General features: G+C 65.3%; 23 protein-coding genes. 12 read left to right on the plus strand and 11 right to left on the minus strand.

Annotation, left to right across the window (positions count from 1 at the left end; all coding sequences use genetic code 11):
* Positions 1–20 precede the first annotated feature (20 nt).
* The 9 genes from AB3X95_RS18545 to AB3X95_RS18585 form a co-directional block, all read right to left on the minus strand.
* Positions 21–410, minus strand: a complete 390-nt coding sequence (locus AB3X95_RS18545; RefSeq protein ID WP_368622140.1) for a DUF4280 domain-containing protein — start codon at positions 408–410, stop codon at positions 21–23.
* 36 nt (positions 411–446) lie between these two features.
* Entirely contained in the window at positions 447–1,814 is a 1,368-nt protein-coding gene (locus AB3X95_RS18550) for a serine/threonine-protein kinase (protein ID WP_368622141.1), read from the minus strand.
* Position 1,815: 1 nt separating this feature from the next.
* On the minus strand, positions 1,816–2,955 hold the full coding sequence (locus AB3X95_RS18555; RefSeq protein WP_368622142.1) for a S41 family peptidase: 1,140 nt from the start codon (positions 2,953–2,955) through the stop codon (positions 1,816–1,818).
* A 13-nt stretch (positions 2,956–2,968) separates the two neighbouring features.
* Entirely contained in the window at positions 2,969–3,442 is a 474-nt protein-coding gene (locus AB3X95_RS18560; protein WP_368622143.1) for a hypothetical protein, read from the minus strand.
* A 35-nt stretch (positions 3,443–3,477) separates the two neighbouring features.
* Entirely contained in the window at positions 3,478–4,095 is a 618-nt protein-coding gene (locus AB3X95_RS18565; protein WP_368622144.1) for a hypothetical protein, read from the minus strand.
* Positions 4,096–4,216: 121 nt separating this feature from the next.
* Positions 4,217–5,191, minus strand: coding sequence for a serine/threonine-protein kinase (locus tag AB3X95_RS18570; protein ID WP_368622145.1), 975 nt, complete (start codon positions 5,189–5,191; stop codon positions 4,217–4,219).
* Between the two features lie 8 nt (positions 5,192–5,199).
* Positions 5,200–6,018, minus strand: a complete 819-nt coding sequence (locus tag AB3X95_RS18575) for an FHA domain-containing protein (protein ID WP_368622146.1) — start codon at positions 6,016–6,018, stop codon at positions 5,200–5,202.
* 33 nt (positions 6,019–6,051) lie between these two features.
* The gene (locus tag AB3X95_RS18580; RefSeq protein WP_368622147.1) at positions 6,052–7,563 is read right to left on the minus strand and encodes a PP2C family serine/threonine-protein phosphatase; all 1,512 of its coding nucleotides are present in this window, start codon (positions 7,561–7,563) and stop codon (positions 6,052–6,054) included.
* Positions 7,560–9,344 (minus strand): FHA domain-containing protein, encoded by a 1,785-nt coding sequence (locus tag AB3X95_RS18585; protein ID WP_368622148.1) that lies wholly within the window; start codon positions 9,342–9,344, stop codon positions 7,560–7,562. The genes AB3X95_RS18580 and AB3X95_RS18585 overlap by 4 nt, the downstream gene beginning before the upstream one ends.
* A 543-nt stretch (positions 9,345–9,887) precedes the next feature.
* Here AB3X95_RS18585 and AB3X95_RS18590 point away from each other — a divergent pair.
* The 7 genes from AB3X95_RS18590 to AB3X95_RS18620 all read left to right on the plus strand — a co-directional run bounded on the left by AB3X95_RS18590 (position 9,888) and on the right by AB3X95_RS18620 (position 15,357).
* Entirely contained in the window at positions 9,888–10,499 is a 612-nt protein-coding gene (locus AB3X95_RS18590; protein WP_368622149.1) for a DUF4255 domain-containing protein, read from the plus strand.
* Positions 10,500–10,592: 93 nt separating this feature from the next.
* Positions 10,593–12,527, plus strand: coding sequence for a phage tail sheath C-terminal domain-containing protein (locus AB3X95_RS18595; RefSeq protein ID WP_368622150.1), 1,935 nt, complete (start codon positions 10,593–10,595; stop codon positions 12,525–12,527).
* Between the two features lie 44 nt (positions 12,528–12,571).
* Positions 12,572–13,858: a phage tail sheath family protein gene (locus AB3X95_RS18600; RefSeq protein ID WP_368622151.1), complete on the plus strand. Its 1,287-nt coding sequence runs from the start codon at positions 12,572–12,574 to the stop codon at positions 13,856–13,858.
* A 48-nt stretch (positions 13,859–13,906) separates the two neighbouring features.
* The gene (locus AB3X95_RS18605) at positions 13,907–14,353 is read left to right on the plus strand and encodes a phage tail protein (RefSeq protein WP_008923366.1); all 447 of its coding nucleotides are present in this window, start codon (positions 13,907–13,909) and stop codon (positions 14,351–14,353) included.
* Positions 14,350–14,718, plus strand: coding sequence for a phage tail assembly protein (locus AB3X95_RS18610; protein WP_368622152.1), 369 nt, complete (start codon positions 14,350–14,352; stop codon positions 14,716–14,718). Before AB3X95_RS18605 ends, AB3X95_RS18610 begins: the two co-directional genes overlap by 4 nt.
* Complete coding sequence (locus AB3X95_RS18615) at positions 14,715–14,900, plus strand: DUF6760 family protein (protein WP_368622371.1); 186 nt, start codon at positions 14,715–14,717, stop codon at positions 14,898–14,900. Before AB3X95_RS18610 ends, AB3X95_RS18615 begins: the two co-directional genes overlap by 4 nt.
* A gap of 4 nt (positions 14,901–14,904) precedes the next feature.
* On the plus strand, positions 14,905–15,357 hold the full coding sequence (locus AB3X95_RS18620; protein WP_368622153.1) for a phage tail protein: 453 nt from the start codon (positions 14,905–14,907) through the stop codon (positions 15,355–15,357).
* Positions 15,358–16,070: 713 nt separating this feature from the next.
* Here AB3X95_RS18620 and AB3X95_RS18625 read toward each other — a convergent pair.
* Both AB3X95_RS18625 and AB3X95_RS18630 read right to left on the minus strand, forming a co-directional pair.
* The gene (locus AB3X95_RS18625) at positions 16,071–16,475 is read right to left on the minus strand and encodes a hypothetical protein (protein WP_368622154.1); all 405 of its coding nucleotides are present in this window, start codon (positions 16,473–16,475) and stop codon (positions 16,071–16,073) included.
* 395 nt (positions 16,476–16,870) lie between these two features.
* The gene (locus AB3X95_RS18630; protein ID WP_368622155.1) at positions 16,871–17,197 is read right to left on the minus strand and encodes a hypothetical protein; all 327 of its coding nucleotides are present in this window, start codon (positions 17,195–17,197) and stop codon (positions 16,871–16,873) included.
* 906 nt (positions 17,198–18,103) lie between these two features.
* Between AB3X95_RS18630 and AB3X95_RS18635 the strand changes: the two genes are divergently transcribed.
* The 5 genes from AB3X95_RS18635 to AB3X95_RS18655 are packed head-to-tail and all read left to right on the plus strand — an operon-like array spanning position 18,104 to position 23,867.
* Positions 18,104–18,823, plus strand: a complete 720-nt coding sequence (locus AB3X95_RS18635) for a LysM peptidoglycan-binding domain-containing protein (RefSeq protein WP_368622156.1) — start codon at positions 18,104–18,106, stop codon at positions 18,821–18,823.
* The gene (locus tag AB3X95_RS18640) at positions 18,820–19,890 is read left to right on the plus strand and encodes a phage late control D family protein (protein ID WP_368622157.1); all 1,071 of its coding nucleotides are present in this window, start codon (positions 18,820–18,822) and stop codon (positions 19,888–19,890) included. The genes AB3X95_RS18635 and AB3X95_RS18640 overlap by 4 nt, the downstream gene beginning before the upstream one ends.
* The gene (locus tag AB3X95_RS18645; RefSeq protein WP_368622158.1) at positions 19,887–20,537 is read left to right on the plus strand and encodes a phage baseplate assembly protein V; all 651 of its coding nucleotides are present in this window, start codon (positions 19,887–19,889) and stop codon (positions 20,535–20,537) included. Before AB3X95_RS18640 ends, AB3X95_RS18645 begins: the two co-directional genes overlap by 4 nt.
* A 13-nt stretch (positions 20,538–20,550) precedes the next feature.
* Positions 20,551–20,946: a GPW/gp25 family protein gene (locus AB3X95_RS18650; protein WP_368622159.1), complete on the plus strand. Its 396-nt coding sequence runs from the start codon at positions 20,551–20,553 to the stop codon at positions 20,944–20,946.
* A complete protein-coding gene (locus AB3X95_RS18655) occupies positions 20,946–23,867 on the plus strand; it encodes a putative baseplate assembly protein (protein ID WP_368622372.1) in 2,922 nt (973 codons plus the stop codon). The genes AB3X95_RS18650 and AB3X95_RS18655 overlap by 1 nt, the downstream gene beginning before the upstream one ends.
* The last annotated feature ends 1 nt before the right edge of the window (position 23,868 follow it).

A 23,868-nucleotide genomic window follows, 5' to 3' on the forward strand; every position in this document is an offset into this window, starting at 1 on the left:
CGTCTGACGCCACGCGCGTCTCACGGCACATTGGTTTTCACCGTCGCCGGATCGATCACCGTCACGACGCCACCCCATATGCACATACACTGCGAAACATTGTCGAGCGCCGGAATACCGCCGATGAGCACCGTCGGCGCGCCCGCGACCCAGGGCGTTACCGTCGCGGGGATGCAGGGCATCGGCGTGAACACGCCCAGCTTGGCCGCCGTCGCGGAAATGACGACGGGGTTCGCCGGCGACGAGCACATGCCGAACGTGCCGATGTTCACGAGCGGCACGTGATCCTGAATGGTCGCGGCGGGCGGCCCTTCGGCCATCACGCGGTTCTCGGGCAGTACGGTCAGCGATGCGGGCGTGACCCCGAACGTGCATTGAAGCATCGCGCCCATCGTTACTTGCTGCGGCATGATCGAGCTCCTCTGGAAATCGCGATAACGAAAACGTCACTGCGGCACATTCGTCGGCTCGTACTTGTAGCCGAGCGTGGCGCAGCGCGGCACCATCGACTGAACGGTGGGAAGCGCGCCGTGTGCGGTGTACGCGTCATAGTCCGCCGCTACTACGCGACGGACGGCCGCCATGCTGGAATCTGCGTCTTCCTCGTTAAGCGCGCGGCGCACCGTCCGCTGCTCGAGCTTCGTCATGCGCTGGAACACGTCGCCGTATTCGCGCGCGCTTAACTGCATGTTCTCGTCGTTCTTCACGAGGTTGTTCCTGAACATCTCGATCAGATCGGAGTCGCCTGCCTTCTCCGAGGTACCAAGACCGTCCTGATTCTTCTGCTTGTATCTCTGCTCGCGGCACAGGTTGTCGTAGTCGTGCGCCGCCGTGCGCACGGCCTCGCGCACCACCTGCATGTTCACGATCCTCGACTGCGCGACGTAGATGCCCGCTGCGACCAGCACGCACGACGCCGACAGCATCACGTACTTCCATGCGCTGCGCCGGCGATAGGCTTCGATCGCCGCGATGAAGTGCAGCCCGCCCTGATAGCGGTCGGCGGGGCTCTTCTGCATCGCGCGGCGCACGATCTCCGCGAGCCGCTTCGGGATCTTCGGGTTGGCCGTGCGCGCGTTCGGCACGGCATTCGCGAGCTGCTGCGCCTGGATCGACTGGAACGAGTCGCCCTGAAACGGCAACTGGCCGGTCAGCATCTGATAGAGCACGACGCCTGCCGAATACACATCCGAGCGATGATCGATGGTCGCGCTGCCGCTCAGTTGCTCGGGGCTCATGTATTCCGGTGTGCCGATCACCTGGCCCGCGCCGGTGCGAGCGAGGCAGGCCGCATCGGACGCGATCCCGAAATCGGTGATGCGCACGCGGCCTCGCGCATCGACGAGCACGTTTGACGGCTTCACGTCGCGATGAACGATGCCCTTCTGGTGCGCGCAGTCGAGCCCGGCCAGAACGCCCGTGATGATCGAGAGCGCCTGCTTCTCGGACAGCTTCTTTCCCGGCTGGCTGTCGAGCAGATCGGAAAGAGGCTGGCCGTCGACGAAATCGAGCACGAGAAAATAGTCGCCGTCGAGCTCGAAGTAATCGACCATCTCGACGATGTTCTCGTGATCGAGCTGCGCCTGATGCTTCGCCTCGTCCTGAAAGCGCTGCTGAAACTGGACGTTGTTCGTGAGCTCAGGGCGCAGCAGCTTCACGGCGAACCGTCGGGCGCGCATGCCCTGAAGCTCGGCGAGATAGACACGCCCCATGCCGCCTTCGCCGAGCCGTCTGACGATGACATAGCGGTCGCGAATCGTCTTGCCGATGAGGCTCGCGTCGGTCGTATCGCGGCTGTTCCGTGTGTCTAGCATGTCATTGACTCGCAAGCGTGGCGCGCGCGTACGCGGCCGTGTCGGACGAGGGCGGGAGCGCGCGCATCGGCGCGAGACCGCGGTGGTCGAACGCGAGGCCGCGCGGCGTTCGCAGATAACCGGTGGTGAGAATCAGCGCCGAACCGTCGGACAACTCGACGACGTCCTGCCGCGTGCCCTTTCCTGCGCTCGGCTCGCCGATCGATAGCGCGAGCCCGTTGTCGACGAGCGCGGCGATCAGGACCTCGGCGGCGCTCGCAGTGTGCCCGTCCTGCCACAGAAAGAATGGGCGTGGCGTGAAGTCGGCGACGCGTCTGCTCATGTAGGTGTGGGCACCCGTGCGATCGGTCACGGTGACGATCGGTGCGCCCTGCCCAAGAAACAGCATTGCGGTATCCAGCGCGCCGAAAAAGCTGCCGCCGCCGCTGCCGCGAAGATCGATGACGATCGGCTTGTCCTTGTCCCAGCCAGCGAGCGCCGCCGCGACAAGACTCTTCGTGCTATTCGTGAAGCTCGGTATCTTGAGCACGTGCAGCACGCCTTCGTCGTATTCCGTGACGCTCGGCTCGTCCAGATGCGCTCGCACCACGCGCACCTGCCGCTGCGAGCCGTCCGCGCCGCTGACGACGAGTTCCACTGGCGTGCCCTCGCGCCCGGTCGCGAGCGCAGCCACGAGCGCGAGCGGCTTGCCGCGAACGCTGGCGCCATCGATCGAGACGAGCTGCTCACCGTCACGGATCCCAGCGCGTTCGGCGGGGCCGCGCGCAGCGGGATAGCAGATCGTACCGCCGTCGCGCAGCCGCTCTAGCCCCATGCCGATGCCGCCGAAGCCGCTTTCGTTCAGTTCGCGGTAGCGTGCATATTCGTCGCGCGTAAGGTGACCCGAATAGGCGTCGTGCGAAGCGAGATACGCGTCGAGCGCGTCGCGTGTCACGCGTTCCGGATCGTTCGTCGCGAATAGATAGCGCGCAGTGATCGCGTCGAGCGCGTCGGCATAGAGTCGCGAGGCCTTCGTCAGGCGGTCGTGCGCGGGCGCGGCCGATGCCGGGCTCGCGTCCGGCGAGTTTCGTGCAGGTTCGCACGCGCCGACCAGCAGCAGGGCGATCGGCAACGTGAGCGGCAGGGCGAAGCGCGTGGTCATGTTCATCGCTTCGTCAGCCAGCCTGCGCGAGCGCGAGCAGACGGTTATGGATCTGTTGCTTCAACTGATCCAGTTGCCGTTTCTGCGCTTGCGTGGCCGCCTCGTCGGTCGCGCTACTCGCCTTGATCGCCGCCACTTGCGCGCGATCCTGCGCTAGCTCCGCCGCGAGCGCGTCGCGCTGCGCGCGCTTTTTCGCGTTGTCGCTCGCGAGATGCCGGTTCTGCCGCTGCAATTGCGCGAGGCGAGCGTCGAGCTGATCGCTCGTCAGCTTCTTATCGGTGAGATCGTCGCTTAGCTGCTTCATCTGCGTCTGGAGCAGCGTCTGCTCGCCCACTTCCTGCTGGAGCTGATCCGTTTTGTACGCGATCCGGCCATCGGTCGCCTTGATGTCCGCGTACTGGTCGGCGATGGTGCAGCCGCCCGCCGCGCACAGGAAAGCGAAGAACAGCACAGCGTGGGCACCGCGCGTAATGATTGGACTGTTCATGACCATGGTCCCGGGAAACCGAGAAAGTTCGCGGCTCAGACGTTCTGCTTCAGGTTCGCAAGTGCGCTGGCTTGACGCTGCGTGTCTTGCAGGTTTGCTTCCTCACGGCGGATTTCCGCGGCGAGGCTCTCCGAGTGGCTCGCGTGCTGCGCCTGGAAGTTGCGCATGTCGGCGAGCGTCTGCTTTTGCTCGTCGATCGAGGCGTTTGCCTCCTTCAGCGCTTCGTCGATTTTCTTGCGCTGACTGGTGAGTTGCGTCTGGTCATTGGTCTGCACGCTGATCTGACGCGCGGTGGCGGCAGAATGCTGCGAGAGTTCCGCGACTTTCTGGCGTAGCGAATCGTTGTACTTCGACATGGTGTCGTTCACGCTCCTCGCGTACGAGAGTCGCGCGTCGAGATCGTTCTCGTGTCCGGCGAGTGCCGCGCGCTCCTTCTTCAGATGCGACGACCATGCATAGCAGCCCGCGGCGCCGACCGCGCCGACGCCCCCGCCCACAGCCGCGCAGGCCGCGTCGCTGCCGCCCGCGAGCTTGCAGATCAGAAACGCGCCGCCCGCGCCGCCGGCGCCGCATTCGAGCGCTGCATTCTGTTCGGGTGTGGCGCAGCCCGCGACGAGGGCGCCCATTAAAACGATGCTGCACGATCTGATCATGATTTTCCCCTACCAGTTAAGCCTGACTGCCTGATGTACGACTCCGACCTCAAGGTGAATAAATTCGCGTAACCACGCGGATCGACGAATGCTGGTGATGCTTCTCCGTTGGGTGTCTCGCCTAGCCACTCTTCATGGCCATCGCGCCCAGCACCGCCGCCATGGCGAGCACGAAGACCGCCGCGATCGCGACCGGTGAACGCAGCCACTGCCGCACGTGGCCGCGCCAGCCGGGCGGCGCGAACAGCAGTCGCCTGAATTCCGCACAGCCGGGCACGCGCCGCGCCGGGTCCTTCTCGAGCGCGCGCATGACGAGATCGCTCACGTGCCGCGGGATCTCACGCACGCGCTCTCGCGGCGCCACCGGTTTCTTGTTCAGGTGCATGCCCAGCACGGTGGCCCGGGCAGTCGCGTCGTCGTCGCCTTTGGCGTCCCGGCCGCCTTCGACCACGAAGGGCGGTCTGCCGGTGAGCAGTTCGTAGAGCACGCAGCCGACGCTATAGACATCGGAGCGATAGTCGATCGTGCCGGTCGCGCGGATCTGCTCCGGGCTCATGTACGCGGTCGTCCCGACTGACTGCCCCGCGCGTGTGCGCCGACGCTCGCCCGTTGCGAGCGCGATGCCGAAATCGGACAGCAGCGCGTGCTGTCGCGAGACATCGAGCAGAACGTTCGACGGCTTCACATCCCGATGCACCATGCCTTGGCGATGCGCATAGTCGAGCGCGTCCAGTACTTCGCCGATGAGCGGCAGCGCAACGGCCGCGGGCAGGCGCCGCCCCGGGCGTTCGTCGAGCAGAGTGGCGAGCGAGCCTCCCGGCGCGAGATCCATTACAAGGCAAGGCTGGCCGCCGGCGTTGAACACGTCGCGCACCGCGACGATACCCGGATGTCGCAATACCGCGTGATGCCGGATCTCATCGAGAAAGCGCGCGGCGATCTGACTTTCGGACTCGATCGCATCGGCCATCACCTTGACCGCGACGTTCTGCCGGCGCCTCTCGTCCCAGGCGAGCCACACGCTCGCCATGCCGCCCGCGCCCAGCTTGCGCTCGATCACGTAAGGTCCTACGCGCTGTCCCTGACGAAAGCTCATGGCCGTAGCTATTCGATTCGTGAATCGTCACGCGACGGGCGATGCGGTTCGCGCGCCTCGTTCCATTGGGAGGCCTCGCGGCGCGACGGCGGTTCTCGCCGCTGCGGCTCCTCACGACGCTCCTCGCGGATACGCGCGGGCGCGTCCCCGGAATCGATCTGGCGGAACAGCCATACCGTGTTGCCGGTCTTGATGCGCGCACCGTCTCTTAGCATCACACCCGCGCTTTCGACGAACTGGTCGTCCGCGTAGGTGCCGTTGGTGCTGCGGTTGTCGAACAGCTCGTAACGCCCCGCGCGGCAGAGAATCAGCGCGTGCTCGTTGGACATCGTGGCGTCAATCGAGAGCAGCACGTCGCACGGCCGTCCGCCTTCACTTTCCACGGTGCCCTTGCCAATGACGTTGCGGCCTTCATAAAGCACGAAGAGATCGCCCTGGCGCTCCCACGTGAAGGTCACGAGCACGCCCGTGATCTTGCGACGCGAGGATCGGCGCGGACTCGGCGACGGACTGGACATCGAGCTTTCGTAGCTGTTTTCCTCACGCGTGGCGCCAGCGTCGGACGACGTTGTGTCACCGGAGATGACGGTGTGCTTGTGCGATGACATGGTCGAGCTCCTGGTATCAGAACCGTCGAAGGTGTAGGAGGAAGAGGCTTCGCTCGTGCGCTCGTTCGCGCGGCTTTCGGCGTCGCAGCGCGGACAGCTCGTCCAGCTCGGATCCATCGGATGCCCGTTCGGGCACACCGTTTCCGAACCGCCGGAACTGGAGGACAAGCTGCCTCCCCAGATCTGGCCGAAAATATTCCTGAATGGTTTGTTGCTCATTGCCTGATCTCCGCTGGCTGACGCACGGGCCGTCTAACGGTCTGACGGGTAGATATCGGTTTGACCGGCATCGTCGCGGACGCCGGGCGGCGGCCCAGCGGCGCTTACCTCTGACACCGCGGCCGGTTCTTCCGTACGCTGGGCGTTCGGCGGGGCTTGCGCCGCGGTGTGCTGCACGCGCTTTGCCGGCCGCTTCGGCGTGTCGACGGGAGCGGTCTTTCGAACCATGCTCGTTGCCGCCACCGGTCTGCCGCCGCTCGCCGCGGCTATTGCGCTCGCTACTCTCCCGGTGCTGGCCTCGCGCGGGTCATCTGGCACGGCCGGCGTGACAGATGCGACGGACGCGATCGTCGGCAACGCGGCGAGCATCGCATCGCGCTTCCTATAAAGCGCGTCGAGCTTGCGCTCGTGGTCGTCAATGTCTTGCTCCCGCTCGCGTTCGAGCCGGGCGATTTCCTTCTCCAGCGACGCGAGCGCCGTCGCGACGGGAACGGGCACGATCACCGCGCTTACCGCAGCCGGTGCGACTGCCTCCGAAGCCTTCGACAGCATCGTCGATGCCTTCGCGGCGGCTTCGGTAGCCGGACGCTCACCCACATGCACGCCGATCCATCCCGCCCACACCATCGCCGCCGCGGCCGCGCAGAGCGTTGCCAGCGCGAGCGCACCGCGGATGACCCAGCGCCGCAGGGCGGATTCGCGAGATTCGCCGCAGCGAAGCACCTGCACCGTCACGTTGTCCTCTCCGCTGCGCTCGAGCGCGATCCGCACCAGACGGTCCGCGATCGCCTGCGGCGCGCCGCCTTCGCGCATCGCGGCGGCGATCGCCTCGTCGGCGACATATCCACACAAGCCGTCCGAGCACAGCATGCAAAGCTCGCCTTGCTGCAGCGTGAGCCAACCGCTCACGTCGACCGGCACGTGCGGCTTCAGGCCGAGCGCGCGCTCCAGCACGCTCGCATCCGGATGATTCGCGGCTTCGCTCTCGGTGAGCACGCCCGCGTCGATCATCCGCTGCACGACGCTGTGATCCTTTGTCAGCCGACGCAGCACGCCGCGCCGGTCCAGCAGATACGCGCGGCTGTCGCCGACGTGCGCGAGCATGATCCGCTCGCCTGCCGCAAGCAGCGCGACGACGGTTGCGCCCATACCCGCCGTCAGAGGATTGGGCATCTGGCCACGCGCGTACACCGCGGCGTTGGCCGCCTGCAGCGCGTGCTCGAGCGCCGCGCGCGCGCTCTGCAGTGAACCCAGGCCTTGCAGTTCGCCCTGCATCACTTGCACCGTGAGGCTCGCCGCCGTCGCGCCGCCCGCGTGGCCGCCCATGCCGTCGGAGACGACGAAGATGTCCGCCGCGCTCGCGCGAATCCAGCTCATGCGATCCTGGTTCTCGCTGCGCACGTAGCCCGTCTCCGAGCGTTGTCCGACCGACCATAGGCGCGCATTGGCATGCGTTGCGCCGGACTGCGCGCGCGGACCGTCGACGGCGAGTGCGCCCTCGATGCCGCTCGCTTCGTGCACGGCTCTCTCCCGAACGCGGTTCATGGCACCGGCCGCTCGAAGCGCTCTTCCGGGCGACTGGCCACGCTAGCCGCACCTGCGCGGCGCAGCTCCCATGTCGTGTGGCCGAAGCGAATCTGGTCGCCGGGTGAGAGCGTCATCACCTGCTTCACGCGCGCACCGTTGAGAAAGGTGCCGTTGCTCGAACCGAGATCATTGAGATAGAGTGTCCCTGACTCGAAGCGTATGGTGGCGTGCTTGCGCGAGACGTAGTCGTCACGCACGATGAGATCATTCGCTTCGTCCGCGCCGATTCGCACATTGGGCTTTTCGATCGCATACGTACTGGTCGCGCCCCGCGACCCTGCGTTGACGAGCAGCGCGGCGGGACGGTTAGGCGAGGGCGGCGGGAACATCACGCCGATGCGGGTGGCCTGGCATTGCTGCTTCGGCCCGGGCTGGGGCGGGCGCGTTACGTCGGGCAGCGGCACGCGCACGGGCTTCCTGCGCAGCGCGTAGGCGAGTATGGAGAGCATCGTCGCCAGCCCGACCAGCACGCCGAGGCTGGACTTCACGTCGATCTTGATGGAGCCGATCGTGATGGCGCTCCCGTGCGCGGAGGATGTCGGGTTCACGGATTCCGGCTTCGACGCTGCCTGGCGGACGCTCTCGGGCGCGGCTTGCTCGGCCGACGCAACGGCCGGCGACGGAGACGGCGATGGCGAGCGCGATGGCGAGGGCGATGGCGACGGCAAGCGCGAGGGCAAGGGCGATGGCGACGTCGACGGCGACGGCAAGCGCGAGGGCAAGGGCAAGGGCAACGGCGACGTCGACGGCAATCGCGACGGCGACGGCGACGGTTGGTCGGCGGCCGGAGCAGGTGCGGCAAGCGGGGTGCGAATCGACATCAGCACGGGCGGCGCGCCCGCGCCCGCCGCGTAGACGAGTTCGGCCGATTGCAGCGGCGCTATGCCCGGCGCCGCATGGTAGTGAAATCTGACGTCGTAGGCAGGTGCAGGCGCGGTGCCGAGATCGTCGCGCAGCGCTTCGACGAGACTCGATGGACTCGTCGCGAGCACGAACGCACCGCTGCTCTTGTTTGCGAGCGTCGCGAGACCCGATGATGTCTTCTGCGCCGATTGCCCGAACGCGATCGCATCCATCCGCTGGCCGCGCCCCTGCAAGAGCACTGAGAGCACATCGAAGCGCGTCTGGCTGCCTTCGTCCTTGCCGTCGGTGATGACGATAAGACGCTTCGGCCCTCGCAGCGGCACGTTGGCGAGCGTCGACATGGCAATGTTGAGCGCGTCATAAAGGCGTGTCTTGCCGTCGCGTCCATTGTCGGCGCGGATTGCGTCGACGGCTTCGATGACGGGCGTGGACTCGCTGTAAAAAGGCGTCGGGGCGGGCGTATCGGAGCCGAACGACATCAATGCGATGCGCAGGTCCGGGCGCGGCCGGGCCAGTACGTCCTTCAGCGCGGCCTTGATCGCCGGCATCGCCGAATGCATCGAGCCGCTGCGGTCCACGCACAGCAGCACTGCTGTGACGAGATCGGGCGACAGCTCATTGGCCGCTTCGACGGACTGCGCCGGAACCTGGGTCGGCCCCATGTCCGCACCCGGCAATTGCAGGGTGAAGGCGTCGGCTGAGGGCGCCGCGCCCGGCGCGCGCACCGTCACCGTGACGTTGCCCGGTTCCGGCTGGCTGACCGCGACGGCTTGCAGAGGCTCGGCGCACGCGGTGGCGGTCACGAGGCTAACAGCGAGACCGGAAGCGCCCGAGCACAGCATGCGCAATGCCGATTTGAAAAGTCGATGTGACACGATGCCTCCGCTCGTGGCCGGGGTGCGGATGAGTCGGGCGCGCAAGGCCAACGCCTTCGCGTCTGTCTGTGCCTGGGTTCGCCGGGACGGCCGCATCCGCATGAGGTCGTGCGATGTTTGAGGTACCTGGGTTAGCTAAACATTCGCCGCGAGCTCTTCATGCTGCGTTCCAACTGGATCGAGACTGTGTGAAACCGCGAAAGCGCACTCAGTTTTCACGTGTCCCCTTGCCATTTCCGAGTTGAACCTTGCCAATGCTGATCGATGTTGGGGGGCGAGTTTTTCAATTTCGGCCTTCTGACTGCGATTTGCACACAGGGCGCTCCCTGTCGTGAGGCGCCGGGTTGCCAACATGACCTGCAAGTAGAGATAGAGGACATCGGATAGACGTTTCCGACATCGATACGTCGATCCTCATCCGAAGGTGCGTCATCTATCTCTGTAGTGGTCCGTCACCGGTTGGCGTTGAACACAAAGTTACGAAACCGTGCCGCACGTCATGGCGACGTGTGGTGCCGGCCGAATCTCAAGCGAGAGGCAAGCATGCTAGACGATCTCGACGAGACGCTCGCCGCATTGCTGAAGAGCGAACTGTCGCCCGGCCTCGCGCATCAGATCCAGGTGAGCTTCGAGGCACCCGACGATCAGTTCCCGCCGCAATCGGTCACGACGCCCGCCATCGACCTGTTCCTTTACGACGTGCGAGAGAACACCGAGTTGCGCAGTCACGAATTTGAATTCGATCGACGCGAGGACGGCAGCGTGCTGCGCGCCATGGCGCCCCTGCGCGTCGACGCTTCCTATCTGATTACCGCGTGGCCGCGTGAAGGTCTCGCGAGTCCGGCGGAGGACGAGCATCGCCTGCTTGGCGAAGTCATGCGCGTGCTGTTGCGGCATCGCGTGCTTCCGGAGGAAGTGCTGCACGGCAGCCTCAAGGACAGCGACATGCCGCTGCCCGTCAGCGCTTTGCAGCCGGGACGCCTGCAAAGTCTGGGCGAGTTCTGGCAGGCGATGGGCGGCAAGCCGAAGGCCGCGATCAACTACACCGTTACGTTGTTAGTCGATGTGGGCAAGGTCAAGAAGATCCCGCTCGTCAAGGAGCCGGTGTTCTACTACGACCCCCGCATGCGCGGCGAGTCGCCGCCCGCGCCCTGAACTCCGGCGGACAGCTTTCGATCCGCTTCATCTCAGGCTCTTCCCGTTATCGGCGAGTGTCGATTGCACTATTGACTGAAAGAGGACTGCTCCATGTCAAGCTCTACCTATCAAACACCGGGCGTATACGTCGAGGAAGTGGCATCCGCGCAGCAACCGATCGCCGGCGTTGGAACCAACGTGGTCGGCTTCATCGGCGTGATGCCGAGGAAGATCTATATCCCGGTGCCAAACCCAGACTACGACCCGGTGGTCGCGCGTGCCGCGCACGCGATCGCGGCGCTCGCCGAGCGACGCGCGCAGTTGCAGAAGGCGGGCAAGCTCGATGCGAAGACGGAGGAGCAGATCCAGCCAAAGCAAGATATGGCGACGCAGGCTATGAAGACAGCGCTCGACGCCAAGGATGCCGAGTTGGCGGAAGAGAAGCGCAAACTGGCCGAGGCAGAGGCAGAGGTCACCGCGACCAAAACTGCGCTCGACACCGCCAACACAGAGGCGGAACAGAAAAAAACGGCACTCGACAACGCAACCGACGAGGACAAGCGGGAGGCGAAGCAGGCGTCGACCGACGCCAATCGCGCGCGTAGTGGAGCACAGGATGCGCATCAAAAAGCGCTCGACAAGGCTGACGAACTAAGCAAGTCCGTCGACAATATGACCAAGGCGCTGAACGAGGCGCGCGCCGCGTTCGAAGCGGCGTCCGCGCCGCCGCCCGCGCCGGCACCGGCTCCCGCGCCCGCGCCTGACGGTCAATCGAAACCGGGCGCGACGGCGGATGAGCCGATCGAAGCGCCCCTGGACGACGAAGCGTTCGAGAATCGCGACGTCGATGCTGCGATGATCGCGCCTTCGTTTCTGAGGCCCTACATTCTTCAGGAATTCGAAATCAAGGTCGATCCATTTGAAACCAAGTTCTGCACCAACTTCACTGAATATACGCAGCGCTTCGGCACGTTCTCCGCGTACAAGGGCGAGCCCGACCAGCCTTACTCGAATCCGGACAAGTGGATTTTCAGCCCGTATTTTCCGGGGCACCACGCACTGACGCACGCCGTCAACGGGTTCTTCAAGAATGGCGGAACGAAGGCGTATGTCGCGCGCATCGAGGATGCCGCGGACCTGGAGAAGGTTCTGGAGAAGTTCAGGTCGATCGACGATCTCGCGATCATCGCCGCGCCGGGGCTGCCGCGCAATTCCGACACCTGGGAAGCGCTGATGTCGCACGCCGAGAACCGGGAGAACTGCTTCGCGATTCTCGATGCGCCGGACGTCGTCAACGACGGCAACGACGAGGACCTCTATCTGCAGAATCTCTCGTACTCGAGTATCGATTCGCTTTTGCCGCGCCCGAGCAAAAACGCCGCGTTCTACTTTCCGCACATCGAGGTGGTCGATCCTGCCAAACAGTTGCAGGACTCCGATTCGCAGCGCAAGGTCGGCCCGAAATACCGCGGACGCACGTATGTCGCGCCGAGCGGGCATATTGCCGGTATCTATGCGCGCACCGACGAGGAGCGCGGCGTGCACAAGGCGCCGGCCAACTGCGTGGTGCGTGGGGCGCTGGAGGTCAAGTACTACATCAGCAAGCCGATTCAAGCAGAGCTCAATCCGCAAGGCGTCAATGCGCTGCGAATCATGAACAACGCGGTGACGGTGTGGGGCGCGCGGACCATCGGCGGCGACGCCAACGGCGAATGGAAGTACGTGCCCGTGCGGCGCCTGTTCCTGTTCCTGCAGAAGTCGATTGAGCTGGGCACACAGTGGATCGTCTTCGAGCCGAACGACGAGGCGCTGTGGGGCAAGATCCGCCTCAACATCACCGCGTTCCTCACCAATGTATGGCGTACCGGCGCGCTGTTCGGCACGACGCCCGACCAGGCCTTCTACGTCAAATGCGATGCCGAGCTGAATCCGCCCGAAGTACGCGACGTGGGGCAGGTGATCACGGAGATCGGCGTGGCCATCGTGCGGCCGGCGGAATTCGTGATCTTCCGCATCACGCAGTCGACCGGAACCGGGCAGTCGTGAGCCCGGGCGACGACAACGCGTAGCGATCAACGGTGGGACCGATCATGAAGCTTGAATCGTTGGCCGAGCAGGGCACGCAGTCGCTGCGCACGCCTGGCCTGTACATCGAGTGGCGCTCGCAGGGGCTCGCGGGGCGGCACGGACTGAGCGGCGGCGTACCGGTGTTCATCGGCTTTGTCGCACCGGGTGCATTTCCGGCAGATGCGCCGCGCGCGCTCTGGTTCGACCGCTGGGAACGCTTCGCGCGCATCTTCAACGCCGATGTCGGCGCGGGCATGTTCCTGATGCACGCGGTGCGCGGTTTTTTCGAGAACGGCGGCGAACGCTGTCTCGTCGTGCCCCTACAGGCGGCGCGCGGCGACGATGCCGCGCGCCTGCTCGCAGCGCCGCTCGACAACGGCGGCTTTCTCGAGGGCGTCGAGGAGATCGATCTCGTCTGCGTGCCGGATGCGATGTCACTGCTGCCAGGTGATTCGCCCAACTCGCGCGATGCGATCCTCGCGGTGCAGACGAGTGCCATGGAGCACTGCGCGCGCATGGGCAATCGCTTCGCGGTGCTCGATGCGATGCCTTCGGACGAAGAGACGGGCGACATCGCCGTAGACGAACGCAAGCGCGCCTCGCTCGATGCCGTCATCAAGCAATGGCAGACGCTGCCCGCGCAGCACGGCGCGCTGTATTTCCCGTGGATCGACACGAAGCCGATCGTGACGTTTGCAGCGAAACAGGATTGGCAGCCGACCGTGCGCGTTCCGCCGTGCGGGCACATCGCGGGCGTCTATGCGCGCTGCGACCGGCGCGAGGGCGTCTTCAGGCCGCCAGCCAACGAAGTGCTCGAAGGCGCGCTCGATCTTGAATTCGATCTGGCGGACACCGATCAGGCCGCGCTCAATCAGGCGGGCATCAATTGCCTGCGCGAGCGGCCGGGTTGGGGTCTGCGCGTGTGGGGCGCGCGCACGCTTTCTAACCGGCCCGAGTTGCGCTACGTGAACGTCACGCGGCTTCTGCTGGCGATCAGGCGCGAGCTCGAATATCACCTGCGCGATCTGATGTTCGAGCCGAACAGCCCCACGCTGTGGAAAGCCGTTTCCGAGAGGCTCGAAGGCTACTTCAGCGATCTGTTTCGCGCGGGCGCGCTCAAGGGCGGCGATCAGGCCGAGGCGTACTTCGTCAAGTGCGACGCGGAAACCAATCCGCCCGAGGAGCGCCTGGCGGGTCGCGTGAGCGCGCTGGCGGGGCTCGCGGCCGCGGCGCCCGCGGAGTTCGTCGTCGTGCGCATCACGCAGAGCGCCGATGGCGTGAGCGTGGCGGGACCGGAGTTGCAGGTGTGAGTCGGATGGATTTTCAATCAACGCAGGCGGTGTGAAGGAGAGAGGAACATGGCAACCGGAGAACGTAGAGACCCGTTTCGCGGCTTCAAGTTTCGCGTGCAGATCGGCGGCATTCAGCGGGCAGGCTTCAGGGAAGTGTCCGGGCTCGATGCGGCCACGGACTCGATCGACTATCGCGAAGGGGATGACAAGACGCTCACGATACACAAGCTGCCGGGCCTCAAGAAGTTCGCCAATATTACGTTGAAGCGCGGCATCACCAACGATCTCGACTTGTGGAAATGGCGCAAGCAGGTGATGGACGGCAAGATCAAGGAAGCACGCCAGAACGGCTCGATCATCCTGATGGACGATGAAGGCAACGACGTCGCGCAATGGGACTTCGTCGCTGCATGGCCGACCAAATGGACCGGGCCGGGCTTCAACGCCACCGCGAACGAAGTAGCCATCGACACCATCGAGCTCACGCACGAAGGACTGGATCGAACCAAATGAGCATGCAGACCGAATTCAGCTTCACGCTGCCGCACGGCTTCGTGGATGCCGACGGCGTCGTGCATCGCGAGGGCGTGATGCGCCTCGCGACCGCCAGCGACGAAATCGCACCAATGAAAGATCCTCGCGTGCAGAGCAATCCCGGCTATCTCGCGGTAATTCTGCTCTCGCGCGTGGTGAAGCGTCTGGGCGACTTGCCTCAGGTCAATCCGCGCGTGATCGAGGAACTGTTCGCCGCTGATTTCGCGCATCTGGAAGATCTGTATCGGCGCATCAACACGAATGGCCATGACAGGCTGACCGTGGTGTGCCCTGGCTGCGAGAAGAGATTCGAGGTGGAGGTCGACCCCACGGGGGAGCGATAGGCTACCGCCCGGAGCAGTTGTACGAGGAGGTAGCCTACCTGGCCTATCACGTTCATTGGCCCCATGCGCAACTGATGACGCTCGATCATCTCGAGCGCCGGCGTTGGGTGAGCGAGGTCGCGAAAATTAACAAGCGGATCAACGACGAGGCAGAACGCCGCGAGCGCGATCCATGGGAGTAGCGTCGTGCTGACCAGCAATACCACACCTGATGACTTCTATCTGGCCTTCGCGTATTCGGTAATGATCGATCAGAAAGCCATTGCCGGATTCGCTGAAGTGTCGGGACTCGCGATGGAAACGGAAGTCGAGACTTATCGCGAGGGCGGATCGAACAACGGCGAGCATCAACTCGCCGGGCCGACGAAATACAGCTCGCGTATTGTGCTCAAGCGCGGCTTTGGCGACATTCCGTATCTGTGGAACTGGTATCTCGGTGTGATGAAGGGGACCATCCAGCGCCGCGACGTGACCCTCACGATCAACTGCATCAACGGCGCGCACGGAGACGACAACGCTCCGCATTGGGTATTCCGCAGGGCTTGCCCGGTGAAGTGGACAGGCCCCGAACTGCGTGCGGCGACTTCGGCGATCGCGTTCGAGACGGTCGAACTCGTACATCAGGGATTGATGCTATGAGCGGCGATAAAAACTTCGGCGCGTCGCTGTGGCGGCGGCACACGACGACGGCGCTGTCGGCGCAGGCGCGCGACGGCGCGCGGGCATCGTTCGGCGAGGCGCTTCATGCGCGTCATATGCAATTTTCACAGCTGCTGATGCGGCGCGTGGGCGAGCGTGGGCAGCGCGCGGGCGTACAGCGCACATTCGTGGTGGCGAGGCGAACGGATTCGGCCTCCGGCTGCGGTGGGGATGACGCGAGCGCGTCTGAAGTCGCGGATGGGGCCGGGGAACTCGCCACGAGTGCCGCTTCGGATGTAGCCGTGCCGTTGCTGCATCAAGGCTCGGCAGCCGCACGGCAGGACAGCCGATCAGCGAAGGGCGAGCGTGCGGTCTCGAAGCATCCGGTTGATGCGGGTGACGTCGTGTCGAGACGTGCGCGGGAATCGGGCGGCGATGCCGCGCCTGGTTCGGCCCCTGCGCCTTTGCATGAAGTGACGGCGCGCGGCGCGGAAGTATCAGACAGGTATGCATCTGGCCATGCGGGCCCAACGAGCGCTCGTGCCATGTCGGGATCGCTCGTGCCGCGCGTCCCGGTTTCCTCATCCGGATCGATGCCGTCTGCCGGCATGGTCATGCGTTCAGCACCTGAGACGCACTCTATCAAGCGAACGTCGCGGACGCCGCTTGCTGGCGCGCTTGCGCTCGCGCCCGCGCCCGTAGCTCGGATCGGGTCACCTATCATGCTGCACGCCGCGCATGATTTGTCCGAGCGCCCATGTGCGCCCGAGCATGCGCGTGTCGAAATAGCGCCGGATACGCAGGTTCGTCACGACGCGGTGTCTGTTGCAGCAGATAGTTTCATAGATGGGCAGATGCAATGCGGCCCGTCGATGCCGGGCGGAGCGACGGATCGTCTGCCGGACGCGCAACTCGTGCGGCAAGTGGCTATGACGGTCACGCACGAACGACCGGTTGCTTCGCTCATACCTGATGCCGCAAGTCACGCGATCTTGCCGGAAACCGGTGGCGAATTGCCGCGTGCATCTGCGGGTGAGGCTCCGGTTGAAGGCGCTGCGCGATCGGCTCGGCGATTGGGTGCTTCGATCGAGCATGCCGCGCTCCCCTTCGCGGCTCATCCGCTCGCGCGTGCGGTGCCGTCCGCGTCCGGTTCCGGGCAGCTCAATGCGGCGGGTCCGCTTTCGCCAGTACCAATGGTTTCGAAGCAATCGCTGTCTTCGTTATCGGCGCCGTCTGCCTGCGTGGATCGGGTGGATCGCGCGCACCAACTCGTTGCGGCGACGAATCACATCGCTGATCGCACTGCGTCGAAGACGCTGACGACGGATGCACGCGCGCCTTCGAGCCACGTCCAAAAACCGACAACGATGCACGCGCCCCCCAGCGCCGCCGAGCCCCCGATGCCCGAACATGGGGCATGGGCTATGCGACGCGCGGTCGTCACGGCGACGAGCATGCCTGATATGTCGAGCGCATCTAACGCGAAGAGTACGGACGGCGCGTCAAGCGTGGCTCACGTATCGAGGGCGGAGGAGGCGTCGCGAACGACCGCTGCGTCGAACACGCCGGGCGTATCGGGAACGTCGAACGCGTCAAGCGGGACTTCGGCCCGATCCCGTGCATCAGAAGCAACACTGTCGCGTATGTCGATCGCAAGCGCCGCTCGCACCGCGGCGGTGCCGCCGCCCCTCGCACGCGCATTCGCACGCTCCGATCGCATCGAAGCGCCGCAAGGCGAAGCGATAGCACGCCCCGAACCGAAGGCGTTCCCGGTGCGAGATGCCGTCGTCTTACATCGATCGCAATCGATCGAATCCCCGGCGGCCGCATCGAACATCATGAAGGAGACACCGCTTTCCAGCGCAATTCGCGTTGCCGCCGACGTAAGCCGCCAACCGTATTCATCGACGCCTGCTCGTGACACCACGTGGAGGCCGTCGAGCGCAATTGACCGGTTCGTAGATATTGACCGCGAGTCACGCCCGCGGCCCTCCCAAGGCACGGCAATGCCGACGGGCGCCGTCGACGGCCAAACACAACGGCCGCCCACGCACTGGACAGTTCATGAGGCAAGTGCGATCGACGGCCAAATGCAACTGCCGCTCATGCACGCCACGGCAACGGATGCGAACGCCACCAGCCGGGAAACGCACCCTCCGCCCGCGCACGCCACGGCAACGGACGCGAGCGCGATCGACCACGAACGGCAGCCACCCCGATACACCCCGTCATTGCCCGGAATCGCATCGCGCGCGATCCACACGGAGCCAGTCGCCGGCGCATCACCGCGCAAGCCCGCGACGAACGTCGTGCAACGCACACCGGCGACGAGCGTCACTGTCAAGCCGCAAGCCGCCGTGCGCCAAACTGCCCGATTACCGCTGCGTCTCGCGAGAGAGCCGCGTGACCCACGCGAAACATGCTGCGATGGAGTACCGATCGCGGCATGGACCGAGCGCGGGTCCGCACCGCCAAGCTCGGCGAGTGAACCCGCGCTCATCGACCGCGCCGCAGAGCAGTACGGCGTGATTTCCCCGCTCACGCACGTTACGCGCGACGTCGGCGCCCCAGCGACGGCCAGCACGCCCCCGACCGTGAGCGCCAGCGCCGGCGCCGGCACACGCGCAACGGCAGCCGCAGGCTCAGCCGCGAACACGGGCGCAGACGCCAGCGAACTCGCCGAACAAGCGTGGCAGTTGATCCTCGACAAGCTCGCCATCGAACAGGAACGCCGGGGGTATACATCATGGGCCTAGCGAAGATGGTCATTCAGGTCGAGGTCGGCAGCGGTGAGAAGGACGTGCACTTCGACGAGCACAGCGAAACCAACATCGAGGTGAAGTTCAACCCGAAGACGCTGTCGGTATCGCGCTCCGTGAGCTGGCAAAGTCAGAACGCGGCCAAGCGCGACACCCCCGAGCTGCATTACACGAGCGGGGACCCGGCCACGCTCTCGGTCGATCTGTTCTTCGACACCTACGACTCGGACAAGCCCATGGACCAGAAGGACAGCGTGTTCGCCGAAACGAAGAAGCTGCTCGCGCTCGCAGCTGTGGCGGGCGACAAACATCGTCCGCCGGTGTGCCGGCTGCAATGGGGCACGCAAGCGGTTTTCTTCCAGGGCGTGCTCACGCAGATCGATCAGAACTATACGATGTTCACCGAACTCGGCACGCCCGTTCGCGCCACGCTCAAATGCTCGTTCAAGCAATGGCGCTCGAACATCGACGATCGCAAGAAGCAGAATCTCATGTCCGCTGACGTCGCCAAGGTCTTGACGGTCAGGCGCGGGCAGACGCTCGCCAGCATCGCCGCGCAGGAATATGCCGATGCGAATCGCTGGCGCGACATCGCGGCGGCCAACGGCATCGACGATCCGCTCACGCTTGCGCCAGGCTCCACGATCCTGCTGCCGCCGGTGCGCCCGAGCGCCTCCCGCGTCATGAGGGCGGAGGACATCCTGTGAACGCGCGCACCGGCTTCGATACGCTCGCGCCCGAGTTCGGGCTGAAGATCAATGGCTCGCCGCTGCCGGAAGCTGCGACGGCCGACCTGATCGACGTGTGCGTGCTCGAGGATGTCGATGCCATGAGCATGTTCACGTTTTCGCTGACCTGCCGCGACACCGCGCAGATGAAAGTGAAGTGGGTCGACGAAGCGATCTTTCGCGAGGGCAATCCCGTCGAGATCGAGATCGGCTATCGCGACCACCGGCAGGTGATCTTCAGCGGCGAGATCACCGGACTCGAGCCGGCCTTTCTCGAAAACGCGCCGCCGACGCTTACCGTGCGCGGCTACGACCGGCGTCATCGGTTGATGCGCGAACGCAAGACGCGCTCGTACACCAATGTGAAGGACAGCGACATCGCCAGTCAACTGGCGGGCGGCGCGGGATTGAAACCGCAAGTCGAGGACTCGAAGGTCACCTTGCCCTACGTGTTCCAGCACAACCAGACGGACCTCGAATTCCTGCTCGCACGCGCGAAACGCATCCATTACGAAGTGGTCGTCGACGACCGTTCGCTGATCTATCGCCCGCGCAAGATCGACGCGAGCGAGACGCTCACGCTGCGGCCCGAGATCGAGCTGCTCGAATTCCGGCCGCGCATGTCGACGATGGGACAGGTGCAGGAAGTGCTTGTCAAAGGCTGGGACCCGAAGAGCAAGAAGGAGATCGTCGGCCGCTCGGGCGCGGGAGACGAAGCCGGACTGATGGCGGGCAAAAAGTCGGGACCGTCGAGCGTGGCAAGCATCTTCGGCAAATCGGGCGGCGCGAGCGTGTGCGCGCCTGTCCAGAACCAGGCCGATGCCGATCTGATGGCGAAGCAGCGCTTCGGCGAAATGGCGCTCGGTTATATCCGTGGCGATGGCGTGTGCATTGGCGATCCGCGGATGCGGGCGGGCATCGTCGTCAAAATCGAAGGGCTCGGCGATCGCTTCAGCGGGCTCTATTACGTGACGAGCACCGAGCAGCGCTTTTCGCTCAAGAAAGGCTATCGCGTGCGCTTCGCCGCGCGGAGGAACGCGACATGATGCACGACCAGCTCCTGCACAGCCTGCTTGCCCACGCCGACAGCGAAGGGCGTTACTACGGCGTGGTGGTCGGCGTCGTGACGAACAATCAGGATCCGGACGGCATGCATCGCGTCAAGGTGCGCTTTCCGTGGCTCAATCAGGACGACGAGAGCAACTGGGCGCGAGTCGCCACGATGATGGCCGGCAACGGGCGCGGTGCGTATTTTCTGCCCGAAGTAGACGACGAAGTGCTGGTCGCGTTCGAGCATGGCAGCGTCGAACATCCATTCGTGATCGGCTCCCTATGGAACGGCAGGGACGTCGCACACGAATCGAACACCAACGGCAAGAACGACAACCGCGGCTTCAAGTCGAGAAGCGGACACATCGTGCGCCTGTCCGATGCGGCTGGCGACGAGAAGATCGAGATCATCGACAAGACCGGCAACAACAGGATCACGATCAGCGCATCGGGTAACACCATCGCGATCGAGGCGCAGGGCGATATTTCGATCCGCTCGACGGCGGGCAAACTCACGCTCCAGGGCATCGGCATCGAGATCGATTCGAAGGCGGACGTCAAGATCAGCGCGATGTCCACGCTCGACATGGCATCCACCGGGCCGATGAGCATTTCCGGCGCGCTGGTGAATATCAATAGCTAAGGAGGCGAAGGACATGCCCGCGCAGGTGCTAGGAGTCGGTTGGGAGTTCCCCGTCGCGCTGAAGGACGAGCGCATCGGAGTCGCGCGCTACGAGGATTGCGTACGGCAATCGATCTTCCTCATCCTTTCGACAGCGAAGGGCGAGCGCGTGATGCGCCCGGACTTCGGCTGCTGCCTGCACGACCTGGTGTTCAGCGTGAATGGACCGTCCACCCAGGGCATGGCGGAGTTTCATGTGCGCGAGGCGCTCGAGAAGTGGGAGCCGCGCATCGACGTGATGCAGGTGCAGGCATCGGGCGCGGGCGGTTACGGCGAGCAGTTGCTGATCGAAATCGACTACCGCGTGCGGCTCACGGACAACCGCTTCAATCTCGTCTATCCGTTCTACCTCGACAGGCCGCTCACGTGATGCTCGCCCATGCACCTTTCGTCACGCAGGAACGCACTGCGGCCGCGATCGACGCCGTGGTCTCGGACGCGCTCGAGCTTCGCGACACCGGGGACGATGCGAGCGCCGCCGATCCACTGCGGCATGCGCTCACACGCGTCTTCGCGCACTACTGCGCGGTGTTGACCGAGCGGCTGAACGCGGCGCCCGTCGCGCATCTGGCCGCGTTCGTCGAGATGCTCGACAGCGGACAAAACGGGCGTGAACCAGCCACGCCCGCGTATGCGCCGCTCGCGTTCAAGGCGGCGCAGGCGGGAGAGGGCGCGCCCGTGCCCGTGGTGCCGAAGTTCACCGAAGTCGCTGCGCCGGGCTCGGGCGCGCAGGCGCAGCCGGTCGTGTTCCAGACCACTGCGGATCTCGAGGTGCTGCGAGCGGAGGCCGCGTGCGCCATCTGGGTCGATGCAAACGCGGGCACACTCGCTGATGCGAGCGCGGCCGTTTCGTCGCAAGGACTACGCGATGGCGAATCGCTTGGCACCCATGCGCAGCCCATCGTGCGGGCGATGCACATCGGGCATCGGGCGTTCTTCTGCCAGCCCGATCTCGCCGGCTTCTCGCTTGATGTGCGGATCGCGAACGCTCAGGCTCCGACAGAACCGCTTTCGCTGCAATGGGGCATGTGCGGACCAGATGGATTCGTTCAGTTCGATCCGTCGAGCGATACGACGCACGGCTTCACGAAGAGCGGTGCGGTCGTCTTCAGCGCGCCGCCGACGTGGCAAGCGAGCAAGCTGCACGGCGTCGAGAACGGCTGGCTCACGTGCCGCTTGCGCGCCAATGCGAACGGGCCCGGCACCTGCGGCCCCACGATCACCGACCTCGCGATTTCCGCGGATCGCGCGCTGACGACAGCCACCCTCGATACCGCACTCTCAAACCGCGTGCCAGTCGATCTGACGCGCGACTTTTATCCGTTTGGCGAGCGGCCGCGCTTTAACGACGTGCTTTATCTGGCGTCGAAGGCGTTCGCCGTGGCGGGCGCGCGCGTCGTGCTGACAATCGCGCTGACGAATCCAGCCGATGCCGCGCCCGGCGCCTCGCCGATTCCGCCCGTGAGCCGTGACGGCGCGCCGCGCGTGAGTTGGGAAGCTCACACTGCAAACGGCTGGCGCCCGGTGTCCGTCGACGATGCCACGCAGGCCTTCACGAGGAGCGGTACGGTGAGCTTCTCGGTGCCGGCCGACGCGGTTCCGGCAACCATCAACGGCGCCGCCGGAGGCTGGCTTCGCGTCCGGCTCGCGTCGGGAAACTATCGCGTGGGCACGGCATCGGCGGAAAACTTCGCTGTACCGATGGACGCGCCGCCTTCTATCGCGCGCATCGGCCTTGCGATGTCACTGCACGTGGGGCCGGTGGCGCCACGAGAGATCATCGTCGAGAACGGGCTGACGTGGGCGCGCCCGGCTTTGGGCGAGACCGGCGAGCGAGCCGCGTTCCAGCCGTTTCGATCGCTCGATCAGACCGCGCGCGCGTTGTACGTCGGACTGCGTGCGCTACCTGAACAGCTTGCTGGCCGCAATCTGAGCCTGTATGTCGGTATGGCGCAGCATGGCGCGCGCGCGATCTATCGCGACAATGAAGCTTCCGGCCACGGCCCGGACAAGCCGCGCTGGCAAGTATCGAACGGAGATGGCTGGCGCGACTGCGACTCCATCGACACGACGGGGGGCTTGCGGCATCCGGGCTATGTCCAGGTGACCCTCGCGCACGGCGGCATCGCGCCATGGCACGACACACTGCTCGACGCCGATCAGGCGCTGCTGTGGCTGCGCGTGCTGCTCGACGCAGCCGACGAGGATGCGCCGCCGATCCGCCAGATCGTGCTCAACGCGGTACCCGCCGTACAGGCGCTGCGCTTCGAACACGAGCTGCTCGGCTCGGCGACGCAGCGCCCGTCGCAGACGTTTAGAACCGCGCGGGCCCCCGTGGTCGGCGGCGAGGTGCGCGTCGAAGTGCGCGAATCCGATACCGGCTCGGCGCGCGACTGGGTGCGCTGGAACCGCGTCGACGATTTCACGGCAAGCGGGCACGACGCGCGCGACTTCGTACTGGACGGGATGACGGGCACCGTGCGCTTCGGCGATGGCCGGCGCGGTCGGATGCCCCCCGCCGGCGGTAACAACGTGCGCATCAGCTACAGCGCGGGAGGCGGCGCGCAGGGCAATCAGCCGCCGCTCGCCGTCACGCAATTGCGCACGACGGTGCCGTGTGTCGCTTCGGCGGCGAATTGCGATTGGGCGAGCGGCGGACAGGACGCTCCCGACGATCACGTGATGCGCCGCGCGTCGCTCGCGCGCCTGCGTCATCGCGGCCGTGCGGTCTGCCGCGACGACTACGCGGATCTCGCGCTGCGCGCGTCGCCTGAAGTCGCGCGCGCGGAGTGCCTCGGCGGGCGCGACGTGTCGACCGGCGACGTGCGCGGACAGGCGGCGCTCGGCGTCGTAAGCGTAATCGTCGTGCCGCGCGGCACGGATCGCGCGCCGCAGCCGACGCTCGCGCTCCTCGCGGCGGTAAAGCGCTATCTCGAAGCGCGCGCGCCGGCGGGCATCGAACTGGTTCTGGCGGGGCCGCTTTACGTGCAAGTCTGCGTCGATGCCGAACTGGCTGTCGCCGATGACGCCTCGCCGGAGCGCGTGCGCGTGGCTTGCGCGGCGCGCTTCGATGCGTATCTGCATCCGTTGACGGGCGGCGACGCGGGCCACGGCTGGCGCTTTGGCGTCGAGCCGCATGCCTCCGATCTGCTGGCCTGTCTCGATGCGATCGAAGGCATCGAGGCAGTGCGCGCGCTGCGCCTGCGCTTCATCGAGCCCGCACCCGGCGTGCGAGCGCGCAGTGATTTCGTGATCTGCGCGGGCAGTCATTTCATCCACGCGAGCCGCTGAT

It is taken from the genome of Paraburkholderia sp. BR13444, from assembly GCF_040948755.1.
In the GTDB taxonomy this organism is placed as follows: Bacteria; Pseudomonadota; Gammaproteobacteria; order Burkholderiales; family Burkholderiaceae; genus Paraburkholderia; species Paraburkholderia youngii.

Coding starts and splice junctions, on each gene's coding strand:
- AB3X95_RS18545 (WP_368622140.1), bottom strand. CDS start 410: ATGCCGCAGCAAGTAACGATGGGCGCGATGCTTCAATGCACGTTCGGG.
- AB3X95_RS18550 (WP_368622141.1), bottom strand. CDS start 1,814: ATGCTAGACACACGGAACAGCCGCGATACGACCGACGCGAGCCTCATC.
- AB3X95_RS18555 (WP_368622142.1), bottom strand. CDS start 2,955: ATGACCACGCGCTTCGCCCTGCCGCTCACGTTGCCGATCGCCCTGCTG.
- AB3X95_RS18560 (WP_368622143.1), bottom strand. CDS start 3,442: ATGAACAGTCCAATCATTACGCGCGGTGCCCACGCTGTGCTGTTCTTC.
- AB3X95_RS18565 (WP_368622144.1), bottom strand. CDS start 4,095: ATGATCAGATCGTGCAGCATCGTTTTAATGGGCGCCCTCGTCGCGGGC.
- AB3X95_RS18570 (WP_368622145.1), bottom strand. CDS start 5,191: ATGAGCTTTCGTCAGGGACAGCGCGTAGGACCTTACGTGATCGAGCGC.
- AB3X95_RS18575 (WP_368622146.1), bottom strand. CDS start 6,018: ATGAGCAACAAACCATTCAGGAATATTTTCGGCCAGATCTGGGGAGGC.
- AB3X95_RS18580 (WP_368622147.1), bottom strand. CDS start 7,563: ATGAACCGCGTTCGGGAGAGAGCCGTGCACGAAGCGAGCGGCATCGAG.
- AB3X95_RS18590 (WP_368622149.1), top strand. CDS start 9,888: ATGCTAGACGATCTCGACGAGACGCTCGCCGCATTGCTGAAGAGCGAA.
- AB3X95_RS18595 (WP_368622150.1), top strand. CDS start 10,593: ATGTCAAGCTCTACCTATCAAACACCGGGCGTATACGTCGAGGAAGTG.
- AB3X95_RS18600 (WP_368622151.1), top strand. CDS start 12,572: ATGAAGCTTGAATCGTTGGCCGAGCAGGGCACGCAGTCGCTGCGCACG.
- AB3X95_RS18605 (WP_008923366.1), top strand. CDS start 13,907: ATGGCAACCGGAGAACGTAGAGACCCGTTTCGCGGCTTCAAGTTTCGC.
- AB3X95_RS18610 (WP_368622152.1), top strand. CDS start 14,350: ATGAGCATGCAGACCGAATTCAGCTTCACGCTGCCGCACGGCTTCGTG.
- AB3X95_RS18625 (WP_368622154.1), bottom strand. CDS start 16,475: ATGAGCCGCGAAGGGGAGCGCGGCATGCTCGATCGAAGCACCCAATCG.
- AB3X95_RS18630 (WP_368622155.1), bottom strand. CDS start 17,197: ATGATGTTCGATGCGGCCGCCGGGGATTCGATCGATTGCGATCGATGT.
- AB3X95_RS18635 (WP_368622156.1), top strand. CDS start 18,104: ATGGGCCTAGCGAAGATGGTCATTCAGGTCGAGGTCGGCAGCGGTGAG.
- AB3X95_RS18645 (WP_368622158.1), top strand. CDS start 19,887: ATGATGCACGACCAGCTCCTGCACAGCCTGCTTGCCCACGCCGACAGC.
- AB3X95_RS18650 (WP_368622159.1), top strand. CDS start 20,551: ATGCCCGCGCAGGTGCTAGGAGTCGGTTGGGAGTTCCCCGTCGCGCTG.
- AB3X95_RS18655 (WP_368622372.1), top strand. CDS start 20,946: ATGCTCGCCCATGCACCTTTCGTCACGCAGGAACGCACTGCGGCCGCG.